This is a genomic window from Mesobacillus boroniphilus (assembly GCF_018424685.1).
Classification (GTDB): domain Bacteria; phylum Bacillota; class Bacilli; order Bacillales; family Cytobacillaceae; genus Mesobacillus; species Mesobacillus boroniphilus_A.
This window is the reverse complement of record NZ_QTKX01000002.1, coordinates 400,844-423,031: the sequence shown is the minus strand read 5'-3', so window position 1 is coordinate 423,031 and position 22,188 is coordinate 400,844. Positions and strand designations below refer to the sequence as shown.

Here is a 22,188-nt window from a genome sequence, read left to right as displayed (position 1 = left end):
CTTCACTTAGGTCAATCGAACTAAATTTTTCTAATAGAGAGAAAATTACTAAAAAAATGGTTGAATTTTCTATATGGGTAAGCCTATCATATTAATGTAATTACTTAAGTTAGGAATCTTGTTTTTCTACTATACTTTTTTGATAGGAAGTTTGTTATGGTTTTTGATGGAATTATCATTTCGTTTGTCATTGCCTTGTTCAGAAAAGGGAATCTGCGAGGATTGTCGGATCTTAGACTGAAAGCAGGCTGGATTTTCCCCCTCCTTTTAGTGGTCCAATTGGCAGTCTATTACTTCCAGAATGATTATGCGGCGTTAGGCCATGCCAGCGCGTCAATCTATATGGTTGTATACGTGTTGGGCCTGATATTCCTTTTCATTAATCGAAACCACCGCGGATTCATTGTTGTTTTCATCGGTGTATTCCTTAACTTTTTAGTAATGGCTATCAATGGAGGAAGGATGCCTGTATCAGCTGAAGCAGCTGCAATCCTGGACCCTTCATATATCCAGGCATTAAAAGAAGGCTTATATGCAAAACACGCACTTCTTGACTCATCTACTAAACTGGGAATGCTCGCTGATATCATCCCATTGACAGATCCTTACCCGCGAACTCAAGTCATCTCGATCGGCGATGTTGTCATGAATATCGGAATCTTCCTCTTTATTCAGTATTTGATGGTAGAAATGCCTAAAAATAAAGAGGCTCAAGATATCAACCTGTCAACAGAGGGAGGTGGATTGGGATGAAAAAGAATCAAAAGCATGGAATTAAGGTTACTACTATTGTTTATAACGCAGTAATTATTGGATCAGCGATTATGGCGTTGACTTCAGGTTTTAAAATTATTGGGTCATAATCTAAAACAGGAGAAGTTTCTAGAAACTTCTCCTTAAACTTTGATATGAGAGTGATGGTAAAATGCACCTTTCTAAGAAGCACACTTATGTGTTCATAATTTCGCTATTAGGCATACTGGCCTTTATGCTAGAAATAGACAAACTTTCCTATTCCCTTAATGACTGGGTTACTATTTTAACTTTAACAGGAGCTGTACTATTATTAAACCACTACTATATACAACTTCCTCCAAAAGGAAACACCCTTTCCATGGATTCCTCTGTCTTCCTGGCAAGCCTTTTTTTGTTTGGTCTTGATTTAACATTAATGGTATTAGCATTACATGCCATTATATTTATTTTCACCCAACGAAAAAGTGAATGGTGGGAAAATCTAATAAATTTTTCAATATATTCACTAATGATCATTTTTTCGTATCAATTATTTATTCTAGCTGGCGGATCTGTTGGAAGCGTCTCTTTGACTAACCTTGTTCCCTATATCGTCGCATTAGGAATTTACTTTTTAACCAACACCATATTAGTAGGGATTTACTTCCTCTTAGCAGCTTCTGAAAGTCTAATTGAAGTATTTGAAGGAATGCTAAAGGAAACAATATCAACCTATGTAAGTACACTTTTACTGTCAATTGTTCTACTCATCCTATTAGATTCTCAGGGTAAATTTGGACTTTTCCTTTTCATTAGTATTTCATTTATGCTATCACAGGCCTTTAAACAGCACTTTGAATTATATAAAGATATTTCAAATAAAGCCAACAAGGATTACCTAACAGGCTTAAATAACCATGGCTATTTTAAGGAGCTCTTTGAAAAAGAAATCTCAATCGCCAGGGAATCCGGCCAGCCTTTAAGTGTGGGGTTATTGGATCTCGACGATTTTAAGAAATATAATGATTTATATGGACATATTCAGGGAGACCAGCTCCTCAAGGAATTTGGAGCATTATTGATAAAAGAATCAGCTGCAAAAAGTTATACCGTTGCCCGTTACGGCGGCGAAGAGTTTTCTATCCTTATGCCGAATACAGTTGCATCCGATGCATACCAATTTTTAAGTGATTTGCGCAAAAAGATAAATGATACATATTTCAAGGGCGTTGAGGCCCTGCCATATGGCTGTTTATCTTTTTCGGCTGGTGTCGCTCAACGGCAAAATGACACATATAGTATATCGGAACTCTTAAACAAAGCTGATGAAGCGATGTATTTTGCAAAGGCTCAAGGTAAGAATCTTGTACAAATCTACCAAACTCAATTCAAGAGCCTGGATGATTCACAGTCTTTTGAAAAGCAGCTGGAAGAAGCGGAGCAGCAGCTGAAGATTTTCCTTTCTAAAGATGTTTATACTTATAGACATAGTAAACGTGTCTTCCAATACGCAGTTGACTTTGGCAGGAAGTTGTCACTCTCTGACCACGAGCAAAGAATATTCACCTTAGGAGCCTTAATCCATGACATCGGAAAGCTTGAAATTCCTCGTGACGTCATCAACAAGAAAGGCAAGCTGGAACCTCATGAGTGGGAAATGGTCAAGAAGCATGTCACATGGGGGAAAGAAATTATATCAACCAACAAGGAACTTGAAGAGCTTATTCCTTTGGTGGAACTTCACCATGAACGGTACGACGGCAAAGGCTACCCTTATGGCCTCCAAGGGGAAAACATCCCTAAGCTGGCACGTCTGCTGTGCATTGTCGACTCCTTCGACGCTATGACGACGGAACGGCCTTATCAGAGGACAAAGTCATTCGACGAAGCGATCCAGGAGCTCCGTGTTTGTGCAGGCAATCAATTCGACTCACAATATGTTGAGCCTTTTATCCAAATGATCGAAGAGCGCTATTTTTTAAAAGAAGGAAAAGAACTTGCTTTGCACCATTAAAAATGGACATCCATTCTAACTGGATGTCCATTTCTTTTTATTGAACACTTTGGTGCCACTTCCAGGCACTATCGATGATTTTTTCCAGGTCTCGTTCTGCCTTCCAGCCGAGTGCCTGGCGAATTTTTTCCGAAGAAGCGACCAATCTTGCCGGGTCACCTGAGCGACGGTCGGCAATGATAATATTTGCTTTTCTTCCGGTAACCTTCTCACACGTGTCTATTACTTCTTTTACAGAATAGCCCTGTCCATTGCCAAGGTTGTAAGTCGCGGTTTTATTCTGGGCGTTTAGCAAAGAATCTAGCGCGGCAATATGAGCATTGGCCAGGTCCGTCACATGGATATAATCGCGGATGCATGTGCCGTCCGGTGTGTCATAATCATCACCAAACACAGAGATCTGCTCACGCTGCCCTAGTAGATGCTGCAGGATGATTGGAATCAGATGCGTTTCCGGATCATGCATTTCGCCGATTCTGCCCGAACCACTTGCTCCGGCAGCGTTAAAGTAGCGCAATACAACGTAGTGCAGGTCATAAGCTGCCGCAAAATCAGCGAGGATGTTTTCCACCATCAATTTAGACTGTCCATATGGATTGATCGGCTGAGTCCGGCTGTCTTCATTGATAATTTCAACATTTGGAATACCATATGTTGCCGCTGTCGATGAGAAAATAAAATTCTTCACATTGTATTTCAGCATCACTTTTAGCAACTTTAGCGTCGCTGCAACATTATTTTCATAGTACTTCAACGGATCGGTCACTGACTCCCCTACCAGACTGTAAGCCGCGAAATGCATGACAGCCTTGATGGGGTAATTGTTGAAAACAGCTTTTAGGTCTCTCTCATTGCCGAGGTCACCTTTTACAAATATCGCTTGCGGATCGACCGCTTTCTCATGACCCGTTGAAAGATTATCCAGCACAATCACTTCACTCGTTTTTACCAGTTCCTCCACGAGATGACTGCCTATATAACCGGCACCACCAACCACAAGGATCATATATACCTCCTAAGCAGCGACATTACTTTATATGTATTTTTTAAAATGACAAAAATGAATAAAAAAGCTGATTTCCCATTGGAAATCAGCTTTTTAACAGGTTAAAATCTAGTACTCTCCTAATTCACCCTCTGGTGCCTGTATGATGACCGGGTTCTTTGCCGGATCGAGCCATCTGAGGATGGAAAGCACGTAATTTTGTGGTGTTGCCGTGCAGCCCAGGGTGTAATTATCTCCTACATGGAAGAAGATTGCTGAACCGGCGCCGGGTACTCGTTTTTCTGTATTGTAATTAATTACAAATCCATAGTTATATAATGGTATGTCCATTTTTTCCGCACTGTTCCACTGGCCATTATTGGCGGATGCTTTTTGCCATGTGTTATACAGCGGGGATGCTGAATCATCGACCCAGACGTCATCACTCGTGATTTTGCGGTATGGAAGCTTTGTGCCAGGATTCACGAATCGTCCAAAGGCTGTTCCAATTGAATATTTGCCTCTCGGGGATTCCTTGCCGCCTTCCCTCATCACATCAGCAAATCCATACTTTCCTAAATAACCTGAGACATTCAACCTTTCGTACCATTTGCCATCTACCTTTTCAAATGTCCTGATTTTCGCTTTATTGCTGTCATAGTTGGCTGCGGTAACGAGAATCAGCTGGTCATGCTCCCAAATTGTCTCCATCTCATCCACAACGGTGTTCTTTACCCAGATGCCGTTCTTGGTGAAATAATTCCACTCTTGCCCAAACCATACCCAGCCCGTCTCCATCTTTCCGCTGCGATTCAAGTAATACCACTGGTTATTATACAAAAGCCAGCCTGTCTTCATGACGCCATTCGAATCAAGATAGTACCATTCTCCGCTTTCTTTCAGCCAGCCTTTCTGCATCGCACCTGTACCATTGAAGTAATACCATTTATTCAAATAGAGCAGCCAGCCCGTCTTCATCGCACCATTGTTTTCAAGGAAGTACCTTTTGCCTGCCTGATCCAGCCAGCCGGCCTGCATTGCACCATCGCTCTTCAAAAAATACCAGCTATTATTTTCTCTTAGCCAGCCCGTTTTCATGGAGCCATCATCCATCAGGTAATACCATTTAGAAGATACATAGAGCCAGCCAGTCTTCATTGCTCCATTTTTCTGCAGGAAATACCATTTCCCGCCATAGGACAGCCAACCTGTGTGCATTGCACCATTGCTTTTTAAGTAAAACCATGTCCCATTTTCTTCAAGCCAGCCTGTCAGCCTCGCACCCGATTCGAGATCAAAATAATACCAGGCTCCACCTGTCAAATACCAGCCTTTTACCGGCTCATTATCTACATAATAATAGTGCTGGCCACCCTTTTCCACCCAGCCATCACTTGCTGCAGCAGCTTCCGGCACAAATGAACCAACAGCTATCATTAGAATTCCCGCAAGCAGCCATCCACTCAATCTTTCCATCAAGCCATCTTTCCCTCCATTCTATTAGCCTCTTTTTTTTTATTTTAATTTAAGAGAGCATAAAAAGAATGGGTAACTAGTCACCAAAAATGGGGAAGGTTCGACATTATATTGTAAGTCTCCAATCCTGGCTCGCACCCATCCTTTTGACACTTGACATTGTGTCTCTAATAAAAAAGCCTGCTCCCTGGGCAATGACGAGGCAGGAACAGGCGCATGATTTTATCTATTTAATTTTATAAGGGTTCCGGCCTTCATCTTCACATATACAGAATCCTTTTCTAGGCTCCAGGTAAAAAGTGAGCGGACTCTGTGTGTTTTTCAGCATGGCCTCCCTCAAGTCTTCGGCTTTCTGTCGTTTATGGTTAAAGGATGACTCCTTCATTTCAATTATAAAGGTATGATGATAGCTTAAATATACTTCAGTCCTTCTGATCCCAAGCGGTTTAGTCTTTTTTACATGCATAAGTGAGAACCATACACAAAATTCATTATTATGGGACTTGGTTGGAAACAGCCAGATTCCCAAGTTGCAATTTACCTTGATTGGGCACATATGGACATCGCCCAGGATTTGCTTCGAAGTTTCACGAACACTATGAAAATTAGACCCTAGCAGCTGAAGCGTATTATTGATTACTTGCATCGGTTTCAAGGCTACCAGGAAGGTGTCACTGCCTTCAATGACCCTGGTGCACAGCTTTCCAAAATCGTCATACTCGCCGGTTAACAGAACCGTTTTTTCATTAATTAAGTATTCTTGTAAAGTCTTCAATTTCCCACTCCTATTGATTTATTCATCAAAAAGGGTATACTAACATAGTTGGTATACCCAACAGCATGTCCTCGGGAATGGTCGGCCAGACTATTTTTCCCGGGGGCTTTTTTGTGTTTCTTCCATTCTATACACATCACCTCGGCATCAGCATTTAGGAATTAAACATAACCCCTACAGGTATATTATAGTAATCTACCTAATTAAAAGTAAATCTGTATTTTCAGAAAACATTTTTCTTTTACTATTCGCTTCAGCTCATAAATATTGCTAAATTTTCACTTTTTTACTATAATATTAAATTTCTCTTTAGAAACTATGGGGTTTTTTAATGAAGAAACAACCTTTTTGAGTTTTTTGCAACTAGTTATTTAGACCTATATAGTGGTAACATTCAATATAAATTTTTTTCTGAGTTTGCCTCAAAACGTTCACAAATTTTATTGTTTTCTTACTCCTTTCCTTTGAAAAAGGAAACTACCTCGACAAAAATGAAATTTAAAGCTAAAAACACACTAAAAATGGCATTTCCATCCCTGAAAATTGATTTTTGTGAATTGGCTCTAATCCGTCATTTGGCAGTATGGTAAAGGTACCCGGGAATACTTTGGAACGCGCGCTCCTTGAAAGGGTTCGCAGATGGAAAGCTTTGAACAGCTAGCCAGTCAATATGAACCGATGATTCATAAAATCATCCGTTCTCTTCATATTTACAAAAACAAAGAGGACTTTCTTCATGTTGGTTTTGTCAGCCTATGGGAAGCTACACTTTCATTCGATCCAGCAAAAGGAGATTTCAGCAATTATGCGTATTCATTCATTAGAGGCAGGATTCTCCAGGAGATGGAAAGGAGCAACAGGCATATTGAAAGGAGTGTTCACCCAAAAGAAGAATTCTGGGAAACAGTAGTGGATCAGAGCCCAGTCGCTCCGTTAGAAACTGAATTCCTGCTTAGCTATTGCCAGGGGCTTACCGAAAAAGAAACAAAATGGGTACTGTATACCTGCCTGGAATTTCTCTCCGTCCGGGAAATCGCCCAAAAAGAAAACGTCTCCCTATCAGCCGTCAAACAGTGGCGAAAAGGAGCGAAAGAAAAATTGCAACATGACCTGCTCACAATCATGGACTAGGGCGCATGCCAAAAATCTCGTTGCCATCTCACCCGGTTGCAAGTGTGGTCTCAAGCCAGCATGGTTAGTTCCGTGAAGCAGGCAGATGCCAGATTATACGAAGAGCAATAATCAATATAAAAAAACGGAACCTTAAACCACAAAAAGCCTGAAACCAGCGAGTACGACTCGGTTTCAGGCTTTTAGGCTTTCACTTTAATATCTTTTGTCAATTAAAATGCATCCTTCCAGTTTTTCGATGTCAATAACATGAATCGTTCCTCATCCCTATTTGCGAGGGCCTGGTCAATTTCTGACTTGCGTCTTTTCTCAAGAAATTCCTTTTGGACTTTTTCAATGATTTTCTCCGCAGGCTCCGTGTATCTTGTTGTTGCCCTGTTCAGGATGGCATCAGTATTATCAAATTCATTAATTGCATCAAGATACAGATTCACGTTTGCGTCCATGTCCTTTTTATAATAATTTGGCTTCTTGTCATTACTCATAACTGATCCCTGCCTTCTTTGGGTTATGTTAGTTACTATTTACCCAAATTTCTAAAAAAATAACGTAGCAAAGAGATTGATTGTAAATCTCTCAAACTCCATTTCTAACAAACTTCGACATTTTCTATCTAAATTTTCTAATTTTCGTTTACAAAAAATTGGATAGCTGATACTATTTATTTACATTCAAAAATTGAACGTTCAATTTATGAACTATTTTACCCATTGATGATTCAATAATTGGAGTGATTGTTATGAATACCCTTGTAACTGAAATCAGGGCCATCATCACCAAGGAGAAAGGTGCGAGAAGACGGATAAAGTTCCCTCTCACCCTGTGGCTATTTATATTGCCCGCTCTCACGCCTCTTACCATATTCTGGATTTATCCTATGCTTTATTCTCTGTACATAAGTTTTACAGATTGGGATTATATGAGCACAGAATACAATTTTGTGGGTTTCTCGAATTATGCTGACTTAATGACAAACCCCCTATTTTATGGTGTTCTCTGGAATACGCTGTATTTTAGCGTCGGAGTGGTGGTGCCCTCTGTTTTTGGCGGACTGCTGCTTGCCATGCTGGTTGTCAAGAAACAGAAGGGCATGGGCTTTTACCGTACTCTGATTTTCTCGCCTTGGGTCACTCCGGCAGTTGCTGTTTCGATAGTCTGGTCCTGGATTTACGAACCACAGATCGGGCTTGCCAACTGGCTCCTCACTGCAGTCAACCTTCCCGCACTTGAATGGACGAGCAGCACCACCTGGGCTATGCCTGCTGTCATCATCGTCACCATTTGGAAAGGACTTGGCTGGTGCATGATTTTTTATTTGAATGCACTAAAAAAAGTACCGGAATCCCTTTATGAAGCTGCAGCACTTGATGGCGCCTCTTCGTGGCAGAAGTTCCTGAATGTAACTCTGCCGCTGATTTCACCGACAACACTGTTCCTAGTGATCATCACAGCAGTCGACGCACTACAGGCATATGACCAAATCCAGGTATTGACCCAGGGCGGACCTGCCGGCAGCACAAGAACGATACTGTACATGTACTATCAATCTGCATTCGAACAGTTCAACATGGGACAAGCCACTGCCGTCGCTACAGTTTTGGTGATCCTGACTGCATCCCTTTCCCTGCTGCAGTTCATGTTTTCACGGAAATGGGTCCACTACGAATAAATAAAAGGATTTGATGCGAAGTGAAAATGAAGCAATTATTCACGTATACAACTAAACATTTCTTCTTGCTGCTTTTTAGCTTTGTCATGATTTTCCCATTCCTGTGGATGGTTGTGAGCGCACTTAAAACAAAGGAAGAGATCTTCCAGTTTCCACCTACACTTTGGCCGGAGACCCCTATGTGGCATAACTTTATAGACGCATGGCAGCTTGCCCCCTTCGGACAGTATATCTTCAACAGTGCGTATACAGCCATCGCCATCGTTGCGATACAGGTCGTGAATTCAGCTTTGATTGCCTATGCTTTTACACACTTCAGGTTCAAGGGGAAAAATCTTCTGTTTGCAATCGTCATGCTTACTTACATGCTACCTGCTGCAGCGACATATGTACCAAGCTACGTCATTCTTGCCGACTGGAATCTGCTCGATACGCACAAAGGTTTGATTTTTTCAAATGCGGTCAGTGTCCTGGGGATATTCTTGTTCCGTCAGGCATTCATGCAAATACCGAAGGAGCTGGTCGAAGCCGCCAAAATGGACGGAGCCAGCCATTGGCGGATTTTATGGAAAGTCATCTACCCACTATCCAAACCAACATTTTTAACCTTCGTCCTGATCAGCTTTGTGCAAAACTACAATAGTTATCTTTGGCCGACCCTAATTTTGAACAGCGAAGAAAAACAGCTGGTCACAACAGGGCTGCGTCAGTTTTTCATACAAGAAGGCGCATATGGCATCCAGTGGCCACTCATCATGGCAGCCAGTTCATTTGCGGTCATACCGTTGCTGCTGCTGTTCGCTTTCGCCCAAAAATGGTTCATCTCAGGTATCAGTGATCAAGGTTTAAAAGGATAAAACATTAAAGGAGCTATTCGAATGAAAAAGAAAACATCAATTATCATGTTAACCATTTTGGCCATGCTCTTCTCATTGCTGGCCGGCTGCTCCAGCAGCAACACTAGTTCAAAATCCACTGACGGAAAAGTAGAAATCGAATTTTGGTATGGCCTGGGCGGCAAGCTCGGGGAAGGTGTCGAAAACGCAATCAAGGAATTCAACGAAAGCCAGGATGAGGTAAAAGTCATTGGTGTCGCTCAGGGTGCGTACGATGAGACCGTCCAGAAATTCCAGGCTGCAGTAGCCGCAAAGAAAGTACCTGGAGCAGTCCTTCTGCAAAATGATCCAATGAACGCCTTCGCGAAAAAAGGCACACTGGCTCCGATGGATTCATTTATCGAAAACGATGAAGATTTTAACACAGAAGACTTTGTCGAAGCATTTTATGGACAAGGTACTATTGATGGAAAACAATATGCCCTTCCGCTTTACGGCACAACACAGGTAATGTATTACCGCAAGGATATCTTTGAAAAGCACGGGATCTCACCAGATGTTTTGAATACTTGGGAGTCTCTTGCTGAAGCAGCAAAACAAATCAAAGAAAAAGAAGGAATCTTTGGCTGGGAGCCTATGTATGGTGCCGATAATCTGATTGATGCTGCATTGAGCAATGGCGGCCAGTATTTGAGCGAAGACGGCAAGGAAGTCATGATCGATTCTCCTGAGTGGATCGAGGCATGGGAGTTCTTCCGTAAAGCAATCCATGAAGACGAAACAATGTCCATTCACCACGGAGGCCAGGGCTGGGAGTATTGGTATAAAACCATTGACGATGTTATGCAAGGTAAAGCAGCTGGATATACCGGATCAAGCGGTGACCAGGGCGATCTTGATTTCAACCTAGTTTCTGCACATCCACAGCCTGGCTGGGATGGACATGACGCTGCACCGCATGCAGGTGCAATGGTAGCGGCAATTCCTGCCATGGCAAGCGAAGAACAACAAAAAGCAGCATTCAAATGGCTGAAGTTTTTCACAAGTGCTGAAAAAACAGCTGAGTGGTCGATCAACACAGGCTACATTCCTGTAAGGAAGTCTGCGAAGGATGTGTCAGCATACAAGGAATTCGCTGAAACGAATCCGCAAATAACTGTTCCATTGCAGCAGGCTGAGATTGCCACTCCACCTTTCGTTGATCCAACAGGCGGAAAGATTTATGATGCTTTGGACAAAGCTGCCGATAAAGTAGAAATCGAAGGAAAATCAGCTGAGGAAGCACTGAAGGAAGCGAAAAAGGAAGCACAGAGAGAACTGGACAAGATTTTAAAATAACAGGAGGAACATATGAAAACATCCTTAATCGGAGTTGGGAACGGCGTAGTGGATGCGCCGTTTTCTTCTACATCATTCTATTTAGATTCAGACTATGATTGGATGAAGCTTTCAGTTTCTTTCACGAAAAAAGGCTGGTATTCACTGTTTATATGGGACCCTGGCAAACAGCTCCGCGTACAGTCCCTATATATTAACGAGCCAAAGGAAATCCTGATATCATCCAATCCAATGGAAACAAGCTTCTCTTCTGTTCCCGGCCGTATTTTAGAAGGCGAATGGAAACTAGAGATTCTTGCGGCAACTTATAAAGCAGCGCCTGCGTATAATTTTTCCTTTGAATGCGGCCAGAGTAATGCCATCAGCATTCTGGATGAGTATGAAGCCTGGACGGACGGAAGTGATGGATCTGGAACGTTTTTGAACCTATACGACCGTTCAAAAGTGCTAAAGACGGAACAGCGCTGGTACAAAGGAGATTTCCATACACATACAACAGAATCCGATGGAAAAATGAAGCCGGCGGAAGGCATGGATCAGGCGAAAAAAATGGGACTGGACTATTTCGCGGCTACTGACCATAACATCCTTCCAACTAAATGGCTGAAAGACGATATGCTTACGATCCCTGGTGTTGAAATCACCTCTTCAAAGGGCCACTTCAATGCCCTCGGGTTGACAAAATGGATCGATTGGCGTCCAACCTGTGAAGACGGCGGCATGGAGACAGAGGCAGGAATGAATCGGATCCTGGCCGAGACAAAAGAAGCTGGCGCGATCGTCAGCATCAATCACCCTATGTTGAAGCCATGGGAATGGCAATTTAAAGAGACTCTCCTTTCTGCCGTGGATGTCATCGAAATCTGGAATGACCCGACCTATAAAGACAACCCAAAGGCGACCGAGAAAGCATTGACCTTATGGGATACCTTATGGAATGACGGGCACCGCATTTATGGTATTGGCGGATCAGATTCCCATTTGCGTCCAGATGAAAGCTACGAAAAGCAAGGTCCACCTTCAGTCATCGGCGACCCAGCCACCTATGTTTTCGCGGATGGACTCTCTGCGGACTCGATTCTATCTGGTGTCAGAAAGGGCAGCGTCTATGTATCCCGTGGGCTTGTGCTCGAATGCCATGTGAAGGTGGATAGTTTAACCGCCCTGCCTGGCAGCGACTTATCCGATTATGGTACTCAGGACACCATCGACTTCACTTATGAAATAACTGGCAGCGGAATTCCGGAAGGTGCTTATATCCGCTGGATCCTTAACGGTACGGAAAAGAAAGTTGCGGCTGGCGGAAAAATAAGTGAAGCTTTTTCATGGAGTAAAGACGAGTGGAACTGGCTGCGCTTTGAAATCCGGGACCAGGACGGGAAGCTACTGGCATTTGCAAACCCTGTATATTCCGGCGAAAAAAACCCTTCCATTGCAACCTGGGGAGAATTGATGACAGCTTCAAGGTTCAATGTGTAAAAAGGAACGATTACTCCATAAAACAACAATAAAAGCAGTGTGATTTCTATAAAGAAACACACTGCTTTTTTGTTTGCCGCAAACGAAAACAAACTTCCAGAAGAAGGATTTCATAACTGATTTCACTAATTATTGTATGATATTATCTTTTAATGCTACTGGATAATATAGGAGATCATTCATATTATCCTCTGCAAAAGCATAATAAAGAACTGACGAAGGTATCGCACCTTTCGCTAAGAGCCAATTAGGCAGTAAAGGAGAGACCCATGAAAGAAAAGGTCATTATCGTTTGCTGGATCATTATTTTTTTCAGTTTCCTATTATCTAAAATATTTCCAGAAGGCACGATGTTTCTTCTTTCTCTTATTTTAGGATTCTCTGCTTTTGCAACATATGCCGTCACTTGCTTGATAGAAGAGGAAGAGGAAGGTTAACATAAGCCGGGGTGAAAATGATCTACTGAAAAGCCATTTTGTCAGAAAAAAGCGTGATTCCAGGGAATCACGCTTTTTCCGTCTGTATCAGCCTTTGTGGCCCAATTCCTGTTTGATCTTAGTCGTTGAGATTTCAGGAGTCCTGCCCAGGTAAATGACCTCGCAATAATCCTTGAGGAAATCGAACTTACCTTTCCAGTCATCACCCATGACGAAGACATCAACCTTGAACTCTTTTACATCCTCAATTTTCTGGTCCCAGCTGTTTTCGGGGATGACCAGATCCACATAGCGAATTGCTTCTACAAGTTTCTTTCGCTCTTCATACGGGAAGTAGCACTTCTTCCCTTTTAATTCATTAAATTCATTGGTTGAAAGGGCAACGATCAGATAGTCACCTTGTTCTTTCGCTCTTTTTAACAAATTGATATGTCCATAATGAATCAGGTCGAATGTTCCGTATGTGATTACCTTTCTCATGTCTATTCTCCCTCTTAGGCAAGATTTTTTATTTGCTCGATTAAATGGCGGATATCCGTCTTCCCCGGATGATCGCCGAAAATCTTTCTTTTAAGCTCGTCCGATGATTCTCCATAATCTCTCTGATAGCTTTTGTTTAATTCATCTACACCATTCGATAGCAGCTGCTTTAACTGCTCGATATTGAAGGCCTTAGGTCCAGGCGTGAACTCGTCGTAGTCAAAAATAAGTCCCCTATCCTCATCCCGGTAATACGCCAGGTCATAAGGGAAAAAGATGATTGGCCGGTCCCATAATAGATAGTCAAAGTAAATCGACGAATAATCTGTCATCAACACATCAATTTCGCTTAAAAACGTATAGACATCAGCATCAGATGGCAAGTTAATGAAAGCTTCATGATTATGTAAATCAGAAAATTTGTCATCTTTTCCGGCAAAATGGAACTTGCCGATCACTTTGATATTTGATTCATTGAAATAGTCCATGATTTCCTGGATTTCACTGCTGTCGCTCGTTCCAAAGATCAATGTTTCACGTTTGTCCCTGAAAGTCGGGAAATAGCCGATGATTTTATCACCTTGCTTTTTGGCTTCTACTACCTTATTCAAATAATCCTTTTCATGATTCGGAATGTATTTGACCGGATTTTCAATCAAGGGTTCGTAATTTCTTGGGTAACCCGATACAATCATACTCTCGACTGGCCTGTTGAAGGCCTCAGCAAGGATTTTTGCCGAGAAATCAGATGTTGCCAATACATAATGTTTACCCCAATTTCCCCTAGTTAAAATACTATCTAATTTATCCCATACTGTTTCTGGCTTTTGAATATTTGTTTTGTAAGAACCATCTGCGTATGCTCCAATCTTCTTCAGAGGAAAGCCGTGCCATAGATTAATTTTTTTGCTTCTGATCGAAAACCAGGGATTAATATCGCTGAAGGCCTGATCCACCAGATGGATACCTGCCCGGAAATGGTACCAGACAGATGGAATCGACCAGGACTTATACACATTAAAACCCTGACTGCTCAATTCATTTTTGATTTCATCACTTCTCGTAACCCATACTACCTTCTCTAGGCCCAGCTCTTCCTTATTTTCATGAGCATAAAGAAAGAAGTGCTTCGAGTTGTCAGCGAACCTCTTGCCATACCAGCCGCCGACAAGAACAATCTTATCTGTTTTTGGAATCAAGAATGAAATAATTAAAATGAAGAAATTTATAATCAAAAGAAGCAGCTTTTTGGCTGTTTCTTTTACAGATTGTTTGTTCATCATGAGCTCCTCTTCCAAAGAAAATATTTTTAGAGCAATAATATTATATTTATACCCTTGAAGCCACTGCATAAATCGCCAATGGCTATTTACTTAGTTTATGCCAAGAAATAATTTAAACGCAATATAAATCGAAGGCTAACCCTTCCTTTTTTTGATTTGGATCAGCAGCTTTTTCGCGCTTTCCTTGTTCAAGGCTATGAAAAAGCTCAAATATAGAATGTATGAGAGAATTCCTATTGTTCCAATGGTGATAATGCTTCCCGCATCGATAAAGCTCTTCGCCCATGAGCCGATATAATAGACAGGTATACCGGCGGCAATCAGCAGGAAATGCATTTTGCCATATGGGAACAAGTTAAACAGCCTCTTGTTCTGATAAACATTCAGCGTATTGATAAAAATCTTTGAAGCAGAGAACGAAATCGCTGCTCCAAGCAGCCCGATCTGCGAAATCAAAATAAAACTAAGTACAATGTTGATCACAAACAAAGCAATATTATTGTAAAGATTTATTTTTGAGTACTTGGTCATGCTTAATAGCGCCCCGGCAGGACCAATGATGGCGTCATAGACCGTTCCGAGGAAGAACAGGAACATGATCAAGCGGATGTTCCCGATCTCCGACGCATCAACACCGAAAATGCCCAGCATCTCTTCCGTACTGACTGTCAGCGTGATCCATGCAGGCATGATCAGCGCCGCAATGACAAGAGTCGACTGCTTGAATAAGTCCTTAAGCTCGTCCATTTTATCTTTGCGATAATATTCTGACATGATTGGCCATAGCGTCACAAATGGCGTAACAAACAACGCCAGGATAGCTGCGTAGTTCTCGAATATCTTTAGTATGCCGACCTCAAAGTTGCCCATAAGATAACTCAGGATGAATTTATCCAGGGACAGCAGCAAAATCGAAATGGAAGCCACAAAAAACAACGGCAAGGAGTATTTCACATAACCCTTGACGTCCCCCTTAGGCTCTGGGTCCACTTTCATATATCCTTTTGCCAGGTATATGAAACGGGCAATGACAAGAACCATTTCTACCGCCAGCAATACGATCACGGTAGTGAGCAAGTCGCGTGTGGCCGTGTAAACAGCAGCCAGAACAGTGATTTTCAACAGGTTATTTAACAGCGGGTTGAAAATGTTCGCAACAACTGTCTTGTGCTCCCCCTGCAAAAAACCGTCCATGATCTTTGAATAGGCAATGAAGATGACATAAAGCATTAAATAAAGGCTAAGTTCGACATCCAGATTGAACGCCTCAAATAATGCATTCCTCGTGACAAATACGATTGCCAGGATTAGTGCCAATAGCAGTGTGGCAATCTTCATGGTTATAGTAAGGAACCATTTTTTATGGCTTTTCTCATCCGCCGCCGCAACACTCCGGATGATCCCTGTATCCATCCCGATCAGCGGAAGCACCATCATGATATTGGCAATCGATAAAAACAGGCTCAGAGAACCATAATCCTCGATCCCAATCGCCTTGCTGATGACCACCTGTGTCAAGAACGCCAGGCCAGCTCCAAGCATTTTTATAATGAATACATAAAAAGTTCCCTTAAAAAACTTGTTCTTACTTTTAGACTCCAAAAAAAATTCTCCATCCTTCCGATGAAACATTGCTTCAATATAATAATACAATCAAAAAAAGCCTTACCCGATTCCCAGCAGTACACTCCCTGCTATTACATAAATCGCCGAGTATGGACTATCCCCATATTACCACAATCACGCTGGCTATACTAGAAGCCACACGCAAGACAATACTCCCAATTTCAGCACCTGCATTGACCCTAAAAAAAAGATAGGAACATCATTTTCATCTAGATTATCCAGTCTTTATAAATATAGCAATTTGCTATTAAAAGCTGATAACAAATTCATTACATTTTCTTCGTCACCAAAGGTTTTTTCGTTACTTTGCTGCTTTCTCAATCAAAAGGAAAGATTACTGGATTATTACGAGTATTATGGCTATGCCGGTTAAGAATCAGCAAGAAAAGAGCCCCGAAGCAGATGGGTATGCGGCCAAGCCGTTTTAATGCGAAAACAGCCTTACTAAAAGATTCCTGAGTGATTAGCAAATTGAAACATAAAATGCTATTACTAAAGTATGATTTATGGGGTGAGAAACATAATTTCCGGTTTTTTATAAGGCTCTTTTCTCAAACTTTGTTGCTATCGACTACAAAATAGGAGTGAATGAACTATTTATCTTCTCAAATAGAATCTTGTTATGAGAAAAGAGCCTGCAAACTTAATACCGAACTACAAAATGGCGTAAATATTACGTTAAAATCGGCTTTAGGATTTTAACAACATTCTTTACGAAAACAGCCTTTTATAATTTTAATTGGAGGATTTACGGTTGAAGAAGTTCTTGTTTGCGATGTTGTTGATTTTGGTTTTAGGTCTATTTGTCCAGGCACCAAAAGGGATGATCTCTGCTTCATGGAAGCACAAGATCATCCCCCTATTTTTATTGTACGCCCATCTTTTCCTTGACCAGCTGCATAAAAAGTTGTTCAACCTGTTGTAGCTTGTGTTTGCTTTCGGATAAGCTTTTTCCACTTACTCCAAAGTAAAATTTTATTTTCGGCTCTGTACCGGAAGGACGCAGGCAAAGCCATGTTCCATCCTCAAGGTAATATTTGATGACATTAGAGGCAGGGAGCTCAATCCTTTCTTCCTGGCTTCCCTCCGTTCTTATCCCCTTCAGATAATCCTCAACAACCGTCACTTTCCATTCCCCAAGATTATTTAGCGGATTCGCGCGGAAGTCATCAAGAGTTTTCCTGATCTGTTCAGCCCCTTCTTTTCCTTTCAATGTCAAGGATTGGAGACCTTCCTGATAAAATCCATATTCTTCGAAGATGGAATTCAAAGCTTCGTGAAGCGACATCCCTTTCTTCTTATAATATGTACATACCTCAACAGCCAGCATCGCAGCCTGGACAGCATCCTTATCACGGGTAAAGTCACCAACCATATAGCCATAGCTTTCTTCATAGCCGAAAAGGAATTTGTATCCGCCTGAACGTTCATACTCACCGATTTTTTCGGCTATGAACTTGAACCCTGTCAGCACATCGATTGTTTCCACCCCAAACGCTTTTGCAATCGTCCGGCCAAGCTCAGAGGTGACAATAGTTTTCAGTACGACTCCATGTTCAGGCAAGGTTCCTTTTTCTTTCTTTTGGCTCAAAATATAATGAAGCAGCAAGGCGCCCGTTTGATTGCCTGTTAAAACTACATATTCGCCTTGCTCATCCTTAACCGCAATCCCTAATCTGTCTGCGTCGGGATCTGTTGCAATCAATAGATCGGCATCGATTCCCTTTCCTTCTTTGATAGCCAGCTCAAATGCAGCGTGCTCCTCAGGGTTTGGGCTTTTTACCGTAGAAAATTCAGGGTCTGGAAGCTCCTGCTCCTTTACGACCAGCACATTTTTATAGCCCAGCTTATCTAGAATATTGCGTACTGGCTTGTTCGCTGTCCCATGCAACGGTGTGAAAACGACCTTTACATCCGCTTCCTCCGCTAGATCAGGGTTCTCAGATATTGTCATCAGCTTTTCCAGATAGGCACTGTCGACTTCTGATCCAATCATTTTAATCAATCCTTGATTTCGCAATTCCTGTTCGTCTTTAACCTCGATCATTAACTCATTCTCGATGTCATTTACCTTTGCGATGACCCTATCCGCACTCTCAGGCGGAAGCTGGCCGCCATCATGCCCGTACACCTTATACCCGTTATATTCTGGCGGATTATGGCTCGCCGTGACGACAATCCCTGCGTAAGCGTGAAGGTAGCGAACTGCAAATGATAATTCAGGTGTCGGCCTTAGTTCCTCAAATACATATGTTTGAATGCCTTTTGTCGCCAGCGTCCTGGCTGCCTCCATTGCAAACTCAGGAGACTTATGCCGGGAATCGTATGCGATCGCCACCCCGCGGCGCTTCGCTTCATCACCGTTTTCTTCTAAATAAGCAGCCAGCCCGGCAGACGCCTTACGGACCGTATATAAATTCATCCGGTTTGTCCCGGCGCCAATTTCCCCACGCATTCCACCCGTACCAAATTCGAGATCTTTATAAAACGCTTCTTCAAGTTCTTTTTCATCATGACGGATTGCTTCCAGCTCAGCTTTAAGTTCCTTATCCAATTCAGCAAAACCAAGCCATCTTTCAGCTTTGTGCTTCCACTCCATTGATAACACTCCTTTCAATTCAAAAATATTATAAGGCAATACATGCAATTCTGAAAGCAGCTAGATAGGAGGCACCCTATACTTTTGAAAACTCTCTTATTACTCTGCTCGCTTTGCCTGGCTGGCTGTTGCCTGTGATCGCACTTCCGACAATGGCGATGTCCACTATACTATTTTTCAATGCGCTGATGGTTTTATCGGATATGCCGCCAGCAATAGCCACTTCAATATTTTCGAGACCCTCTATCAGACGGTACAGAGAGGAATCAGCGAGAGCGCCTTCCTGCTGCATGTCCTTTCCTACATGGAGGCAAAACAAGTCAACTCCCAGTCCGTAAAGCTCCTTGACCCTCATCACGTCGGTAACACCCAGTAAATCTACCATAATTCTCTTACCATACTGCCGGGCGGCCTCAAGTGTTTCTGCTACAGTATTATTATGCGCGAAAGCCATTACCGTAATAATATCGGCTCCTGCTTCAAAGGCCTGCTTCGCTTCATGCCGGCCTGCGTCACATGTTTTCATATCGGCTACTACCGTTTTTTGCAGATAGGCTTCGCTAATTTCACGAACTATTCCCATCCCATATTCCTTGATGACACCCGTTCCTATCTCAATCCAATCAATATAATCTGACGTCTCTTCTAAAATAGAAAAACACTCTTCCCTAGTTAGCCGGTCTAATGCAAGCTGAATTTTCATCGTCGTTCCCTCCTCTTTAAAAAACAAACACCCACAGAACAGTGTTCTGTGGATGCTGCAAAAAACCTCTATCAAACTCCAGAATAAGCCATAAACCCGCCATCCACGGGCACGGTTACTCCAGTTACAAACCCTGAATATTCTTCATCAGTAAGCCAGAGAAGTGCACCTAACAAGTCCTTCGGCTGTCCGAATCGCTTCATTGGTGTATGGGCGATGATTTTCTTGGAACGGTCTGTATGCGTTCCGTCTTCTTTCAGCAGCAGATTGCGGTTTTGCGATGTCAGGAAGAATCCTGGCGCAATCGCATTGACACGCATGCCAGTTTCAGCGAAATGGACAGCCATCCACATTGTGAAGTTGTTGATGGCCGATTTGGCCGCACTGTATGCCGGAACCTTCGTCATCGGTGAATAGGCGCTCATCGATGATACATTGATGATGACAGGAGCATCCTGTTTAAGCAACTCCTTGCCAAACACCTGGCACGTTAAAAAGGTTCCGATGAAGTTCGTGTCAAACACCTTAGAGAATCCGCGTGCATCCATATCGAAAAAGGACTTCTCAGTTGAATCTTCTTCATATGTCTCCACTGCTGTAATCGCGTCAGGATGATTTCCACCTGCTCCATTGATTAAGATATCCACGCGTCCAAATGCCTCGATAACCGTAGCTTTGGCTGCTTCAAGAGAATCCTGGTTCAGCACATCTGCAGCAACAGCAATCGCTGAACCTCCGGCTGAGTTGATTTCACCTGCGATTGCTTCCCCTTTTTCCACAGTGCGGTTCAAAATAGCTACATTGACGCCGTGTCTTGACAGCTCACGTGCCATCTCGGAGCAAAGCACTCCGCTTCCTCCGGTAATAACCGCAGTTTTTCCTTTTAAGTTTTCATGGATTGGAAACATCGTATCCCTCCTATTTTGAAGCCTGGTATGCATCCCACAGCCCGTGAAGGTACATGATGCCAAGCGCCCTGTCGTATAGACCATATCCCGGCCTGCAGACCTCACCCCAAAGGTGTCTGCCGTGGTCCGGACGAACATATCCATCGTACTGGATATCAGATAGCTCTTTTACTACCCCTTTGATATTGATTGAACCATCGGATGTTAAATGTGAAGTCTCGATAAAATCGCCATTCTCAAAGATTTTCACGTTACGAATGTGCGCAAATGGTGACTTATGCGCAAACTCAGCAGCAAGTGCCACCATATCATTTTTAGGGCTTGCCCCGAGTGATCCTGTACAGAAGGTAATTCCATTGGATGGAGATTCAGAGATTGATAGAAGTTTCTCCAGACTCTCTCTGCCAGTCATGATGCGCGGAAGTCCGAAAATCGTCCATGGTGGATCATCCGGATGGATAGCCATTTTGATTCCGGCCTCTTCGGCAACCGGCAAAATTTCATTCAGGAAATAGCCAAGGTTTTCCCAGAGGTCTTCCTCTGTTACACTTTCATACGCCGCAAACAATTCCTTGATTCGGCCCATTTTTTCCGGCTCCCAGCCTGGCAGCGTCAAATCCGAAGCGGAAGCGACAGTTTCAATCAATTCCTGCGGATCAAGATTTACCACTTTATCTTTTTCGAAAAATAAAGCAGTCGATCCATCCGGAAGTGCCTTGAACATATCGGTACGTGTCCAGTCAAAAATCGGCATAAAATTGTAGCAGATGACCTTGACGCCGACTTCTCCCAGATTCCTGATTGTTTGCTTGTATTTTTCGATGTAGCGGTCACGGTCCTCATTTCCAAGTTTAATCGCTTCATGGATATTCACACTTTCAACCACATCGCCATGAAAGCCATATGATTGAATATAATCCATTTCCGCCTTGACTTCTTCTTTTTCCCACACTTCCCCGACCGGCTTTTGGTGCAAAGCCCATACAATGCCTTTTACGCCGGGAATTTGTTTTACATGATCGAGCGTGACAGTATCATTATCGCGTCCATACCAGCGAAACGTTATATTCATGATGCGTTCCCTCCTGTTACTGCTTTGATATACTTATGGCAGAGCTCTGTGACTCCTTCTTTTCCAGCTGAACGGTACGCCTTGTTCAGGTCACTGCCAATTCCAGCCGCGACTGCGCCAGCGCCTAGCCAATCGTTGACATTATCAAGGTTGACTCCGCCTGTCGGCATAACCCGCACCTGTGGCAGGGGACCGTTGACCGCGCCGATGAACGATGGGTCAAAACGGTTTGCCGGGAACAGCTTAACGATGTCACAGCCGCTTTCAATCGCCGTAACAATTTCTGTAATTGTCATGCAGCCTGGCAAATAAGCAACGGAGTAACGATTGCATAAGACAGCGATTTCCTTGTTAAAATTCGGGCTGACCACGAACTTCGCCCCGCTTAAAATGGCGTGGCGCGCTGTTTCCGGGTCCAGGACTGTTCCTGCGCCTAAAACTGCATCGGTTCCTGCCAGCGTCTGGAACACCCTGGCAACATCCGGTGTTGTATATGTTAATTCAATGGCCCTGAAGCCGCCTTCTATGGCCGCTTCCGAAATTTGAATGGCCTCTTCTGCCGTACCGCCGCGTACGACAGCGACTACCTTGGAATCAGACAATTGCTTTAATGTTTCTATTTTTAAGTTCATCAAATCGCCC

Annotated in this window: 20 protein-coding genes; 8 read left to right on the top strand and 12 right to left on the bottom strand. The window is 42.8% G+C overall.

Annotated features, from left to right (window positions below):
- Window positions 1–156 precede the first annotated feature (156 nt).
- Together DYI25_RS15010 and DYI25_RS15005 are read left to right on the top strand one after the other, a co-directional pair.
- Window positions 157–753, top strand: coding sequence for a DUF5317 domain-containing protein (locus DYI25_RS15010; protein ID WP_213370302.1), 597 nt, complete (start codon window positions 157–159; stop codon window positions 751–753).
- Between the two features lie 571 nt (window positions 754–1,324).
- Complete coding sequence (locus DYI25_RS15005; protein WP_249745467.1) at window positions 1,325–2,749, top strand: diguanylate cyclase; 1,425 nt, start codon at window positions 1,325–1,327, stop codon at window positions 2,747–2,749.
- Window positions 2,750–2,786: 37 nt separating this feature from the next.
- Here DYI25_RS15005 and galE read toward each other — a convergent pair whose 3' ends face one another.
- From galE to DYI25_RS14990, 3 genes are all read right to left on the bottom strand, one after another.
- Window positions 2,787–3,755, bottom strand: a complete 969-nt coding sequence (galE, locus tag DYI25_RS15000) for a UDP-glucose 4-epimerase GalE (protein ID WP_213370298.1) — start codon at window positions 3,753–3,755, stop codon at window positions 2,787–2,789.
- 108 nt (window positions 3,756–3,863) lie between these two features.
- Complete coding sequence (locus DYI25_RS14995) at window positions 3,864–5,210, bottom strand: cell wall-binding protein (RefSeq protein ID WP_249745509.1); 1,347 nt, start codon at window positions 5,208–5,210, stop codon at window positions 3,864–3,866.
- Between the two features lie 226 nt (window positions 5,211–5,436).
- Complete coding sequence (locus tag DYI25_RS14990; RefSeq protein ID WP_213370294.1) at window positions 5,437–5,985, bottom strand: competence protein ComK; 549 nt, start codon at window positions 5,983–5,985, stop codon at window positions 5,437–5,439.
- 639 nt (window positions 5,986–6,624) lie between these two features.
- On the opposite strand from DYI25_RS14990, the gene DYI25_RS14985 reads away from it, so the two are divergent.
- Complete coding sequence (locus DYI25_RS14985) at window positions 6,625–7,116, top strand: sigma-70 family RNA polymerase sigma factor (protein ID WP_213370292.1); 492 nt, start codon at window positions 6,625–6,627, stop codon at window positions 7,114–7,116.
- Between the two features lie 212 nt (window positions 7,117–7,328).
- On the opposite strand, the gene DYI25_RS14980 is transcribed toward DYI25_RS14985, so the two are convergent.
- Window positions 7,329–7,601 carry an IDEAL domain-containing protein gene (locus DYI25_RS14980; RefSeq protein WP_213370290.1) on the bottom strand — a complete coding sequence of 91 codons (273 nt, stop codon included), beginning with the start codon at window positions 7,599–7,601 and terminating at the stop codon, window positions 7,329–7,331.
- A 254-nt stretch (window positions 7,602–7,855) separates the two neighbouring features.
- On the opposite strand from DYI25_RS14980, the gene DYI25_RS14975 reads away from it, so the two are divergent.
- From DYI25_RS14975 to DYI25_RS14955, 5 genes are all read left to right on the top strand, one after another.
- Window positions 7,856–8,785, top strand: a complete 930-nt coding sequence (locus DYI25_RS14975) for a carbohydrate ABC transporter permease (RefSeq protein ID WP_213370288.1) — start codon at window positions 7,856–7,858, stop codon at window positions 8,783–8,785.
- Between the two features lie 26 nt (window positions 8,786–8,811).
- Window positions 8,812–9,642 (top strand): carbohydrate ABC transporter permease, encoded by an 831-nt coding sequence (locus DYI25_RS14970; protein WP_213371236.1) that lies wholly within the window; start codon window positions 8,812–8,814, stop codon window positions 9,640–9,642.
- Between the two features lie 21 nt (window positions 9,643–9,663).
- The gene (locus tag DYI25_RS14965; RefSeq protein ID WP_213370286.1) at window positions 9,664–10,959 is read left to right on the top strand and encodes an ABC transporter substrate-binding protein; all 1,296 of its coding nucleotides are present in this window, start codon (window positions 9,664–9,666) and stop codon (window positions 10,957–10,959) included.
- 12 nt (window positions 10,960–10,971) lie between these two features.
- The gene (locus DYI25_RS14960) at window positions 10,972–12,438 is read left to right on the top strand and encodes a CehA/McbA family metallohydrolase (protein ID WP_213370284.1); all 1,467 of its coding nucleotides are present in this window, start codon (window positions 10,972–10,974) and stop codon (window positions 12,436–12,438) included.
- 269 nt (window positions 12,439–12,707) lie between these two features.
- Window positions 12,708–12,875, top strand: a complete 168-nt coding sequence (locus tag DYI25_RS14955; RefSeq protein ID WP_213370282.1) for a hypothetical protein — start codon at window positions 12,708–12,710, stop codon at window positions 12,873–12,875.
- A gap of 87 nt (window positions 12,876–12,962) precedes the next feature.
- On the opposite strand, the gene tagD is transcribed toward DYI25_RS14955, so the two are convergent.
- The 8 genes from tagD to DYI25_RS14915 all read right to left on the bottom strand — a co-directional run bounded on the left by tagD (window position 12,963) and on the right by DYI25_RS14915 (window position 22,178).
- Entirely contained in the window at window positions 12,963–13,355 is a 393-nt protein-coding gene (gene tagD / locus DYI25_RS14950; RefSeq protein WP_213370280.1) for a glycerol-3-phosphate cytidylyltransferase, read from the bottom strand.
- A 14-nt stretch (window positions 13,356–13,369) separates the two neighbouring features.
- Window positions 13,370–14,638: a CDP-glycerol glycerophosphotransferase family protein gene (locus DYI25_RS14945; protein WP_213370277.1), complete on the bottom strand. Its 1,269-nt coding sequence runs from the start codon at window positions 14,636–14,638 to the stop codon at window positions 13,370–13,372.
- A gap of 135 nt (window positions 14,639–14,773) precedes the next feature.
- Entirely contained in the window at window positions 14,774–16,240 is a 1,467-nt protein-coding gene (locus DYI25_RS14940) for an oligosaccharide flippase family protein (protein ID WP_213370275.1), read from the bottom strand.
- A gap of 889 nt (window positions 16,241–17,129) precedes the next feature.
- Window positions 17,130–18,863, bottom strand: a complete 1,734-nt coding sequence (locus tag DYI25_RS14935; RefSeq protein WP_213370273.1) for a phospho-sugar mutase — start codon at window positions 18,861–18,863, stop codon at window positions 17,130–17,132.
- A 76-nt stretch (window positions 18,864–18,939) separates the two neighbouring features.
- A complete protein-coding gene (gene hxlA, locus DYI25_RS14930; RefSeq protein ID WP_213370271.1) occupies window positions 18,940–19,566 on the bottom strand; it encodes a 3-hexulose-6-phosphate synthase in 627 nt (208 codons plus the stop codon).
- Window positions 19,567–19,637: 71 nt separating this feature from the next.
- A complete protein-coding gene (locus DYI25_RS14925; RefSeq protein WP_213370269.1) occupies window positions 19,638–20,474 on the bottom strand; it encodes an SDR family oxidoreductase in 837 nt (278 codons plus the stop codon).
- 10 nt (window positions 20,475–20,484) lie between these two features.
- On the bottom strand, window positions 20,485–21,546 hold the full coding sequence (uxuA, locus tag DYI25_RS14920; protein WP_213370267.1) for a mannonate dehydratase: 1,062 nt from the start codon (window positions 21,544–21,546) through the stop codon (window positions 20,485–20,487).
- Window positions 21,543–22,178: a bifunctional 2-keto-4-hydroxyglutarate aldolase/2-keto-3-deoxy-6-phosphogluconate aldolase gene (locus DYI25_RS14915; protein WP_213370265.1), complete on the bottom strand. Its 636-nt coding sequence runs from the start codon at window positions 22,176–22,178 to the stop codon at window positions 21,543–21,545. Before DYI25_RS14915 ends, uxuA begins: the two co-directional genes overlap by 4 nt.
- Window positions 22,179–22,188 lie beyond the last annotated feature (10 nt).

Coding starts and splice junctions, on each gene's coding strand:
- DYI25_RS15010 (WP_213370302.1), top strand. CDS start 157: ATGGTTTTTGATGGAATTATCATTTCGTTTGTCATTGCCTTGTTCAGA.
- galE (WP_213370298.1), bottom strand. CDS start 3,755: ATGATCCTTGTGGTTGGTGGTGCCGGTTATATAGGCAGTCATCTCGTG.
- DYI25_RS14995 (WP_249745509.1), bottom strand. CDS start 5,210: ATGGAAAGATTGAGTGGATGGCTGCTTGCGGGAATTCTAATGATAGCT.
- DYI25_RS14985 (WP_213370292.1), top strand. CDS start 6,625: ATGGAAAGCTTTGAACAGCTAGCCAGTCAATATGAACCGATGATTCAT.
- DYI25_RS14980 (WP_213370290.1), bottom strand. CDS start 7,601: ATGAGTAATGACAAGAAGCCAAATTATTATAAAAAGGACATGGACGCA.
- DYI25_RS14975 (WP_213370288.1), top strand. CDS start 7,856: ATGAATACCCTTGTAACTGAAATCAGGGCCATCATCACCAAGGAGAAA.
- DYI25_RS14970 (WP_213371236.1), top strand. CDS start 8,812: ATGAAGCAATTATTCACGTATACAACTAAACATTTCTTCTTGCTGCTT.
- DYI25_RS14965 (WP_213370286.1), top strand. CDS start 9,664: ATGAAAAAGAAAACATCAATTATCATGTTAACCATTTTGGCCATGCTC.
- DYI25_RS14960 (WP_213370284.1), top strand. CDS start 10,972: ATGAAAACATCCTTAATCGGAGTTGGGAACGGCGTAGTGGATGCGCCG.
- DYI25_RS14955 (WP_213370282.1), top strand. CDS start 12,708: ATGAAAGAAAAGGTCATTATCGTTTGCTGGATCATTATTTTTTTCAGT.
- tagD (WP_213370280.1), bottom strand. CDS start 13,355: ATGAGAAAGGTAATCACATACGGAACATTCGACCTGATTCATTATGGA.
- DYI25_RS14945 (WP_213370277.1), bottom strand. CDS start 14,638: ATGATGAACAAACAATCTGTAAAAGAAACAGCCAAAAAGCTGCTTCTT.
- DYI25_RS14935 (WP_213370273.1), bottom strand. CDS start 18,863: ATGGAGTGGAAGCACAAAGCTGAAAGATGGCTTGGTTTTGCTGAATTG.
- hxlA (WP_213370271.1), bottom strand. CDS start 19,566: ATGAAAATTCAGCTTGCATTAGACCGGCTAACTAGGGAAGAGTGTTTT.
- DYI25_RS14925 (WP_213370269.1), bottom strand. CDS start 20,474: ATGTTTCCAATCCATGAAAACTTAAAAGGAAAAACTGCGGTTATTACC.
- uxuA (WP_213370267.1), bottom strand. CDS start 21,546: ATGAATATAACGTTTCGCTGGTATGGACGCGATAATGATACTGTCACG.
- DYI25_RS14915 (WP_213370265.1), bottom strand. CDS start 22,178: ATGAACTTAAAAATAGAAACATTAAAGCAATTGTCTGATTCCAAGGTA.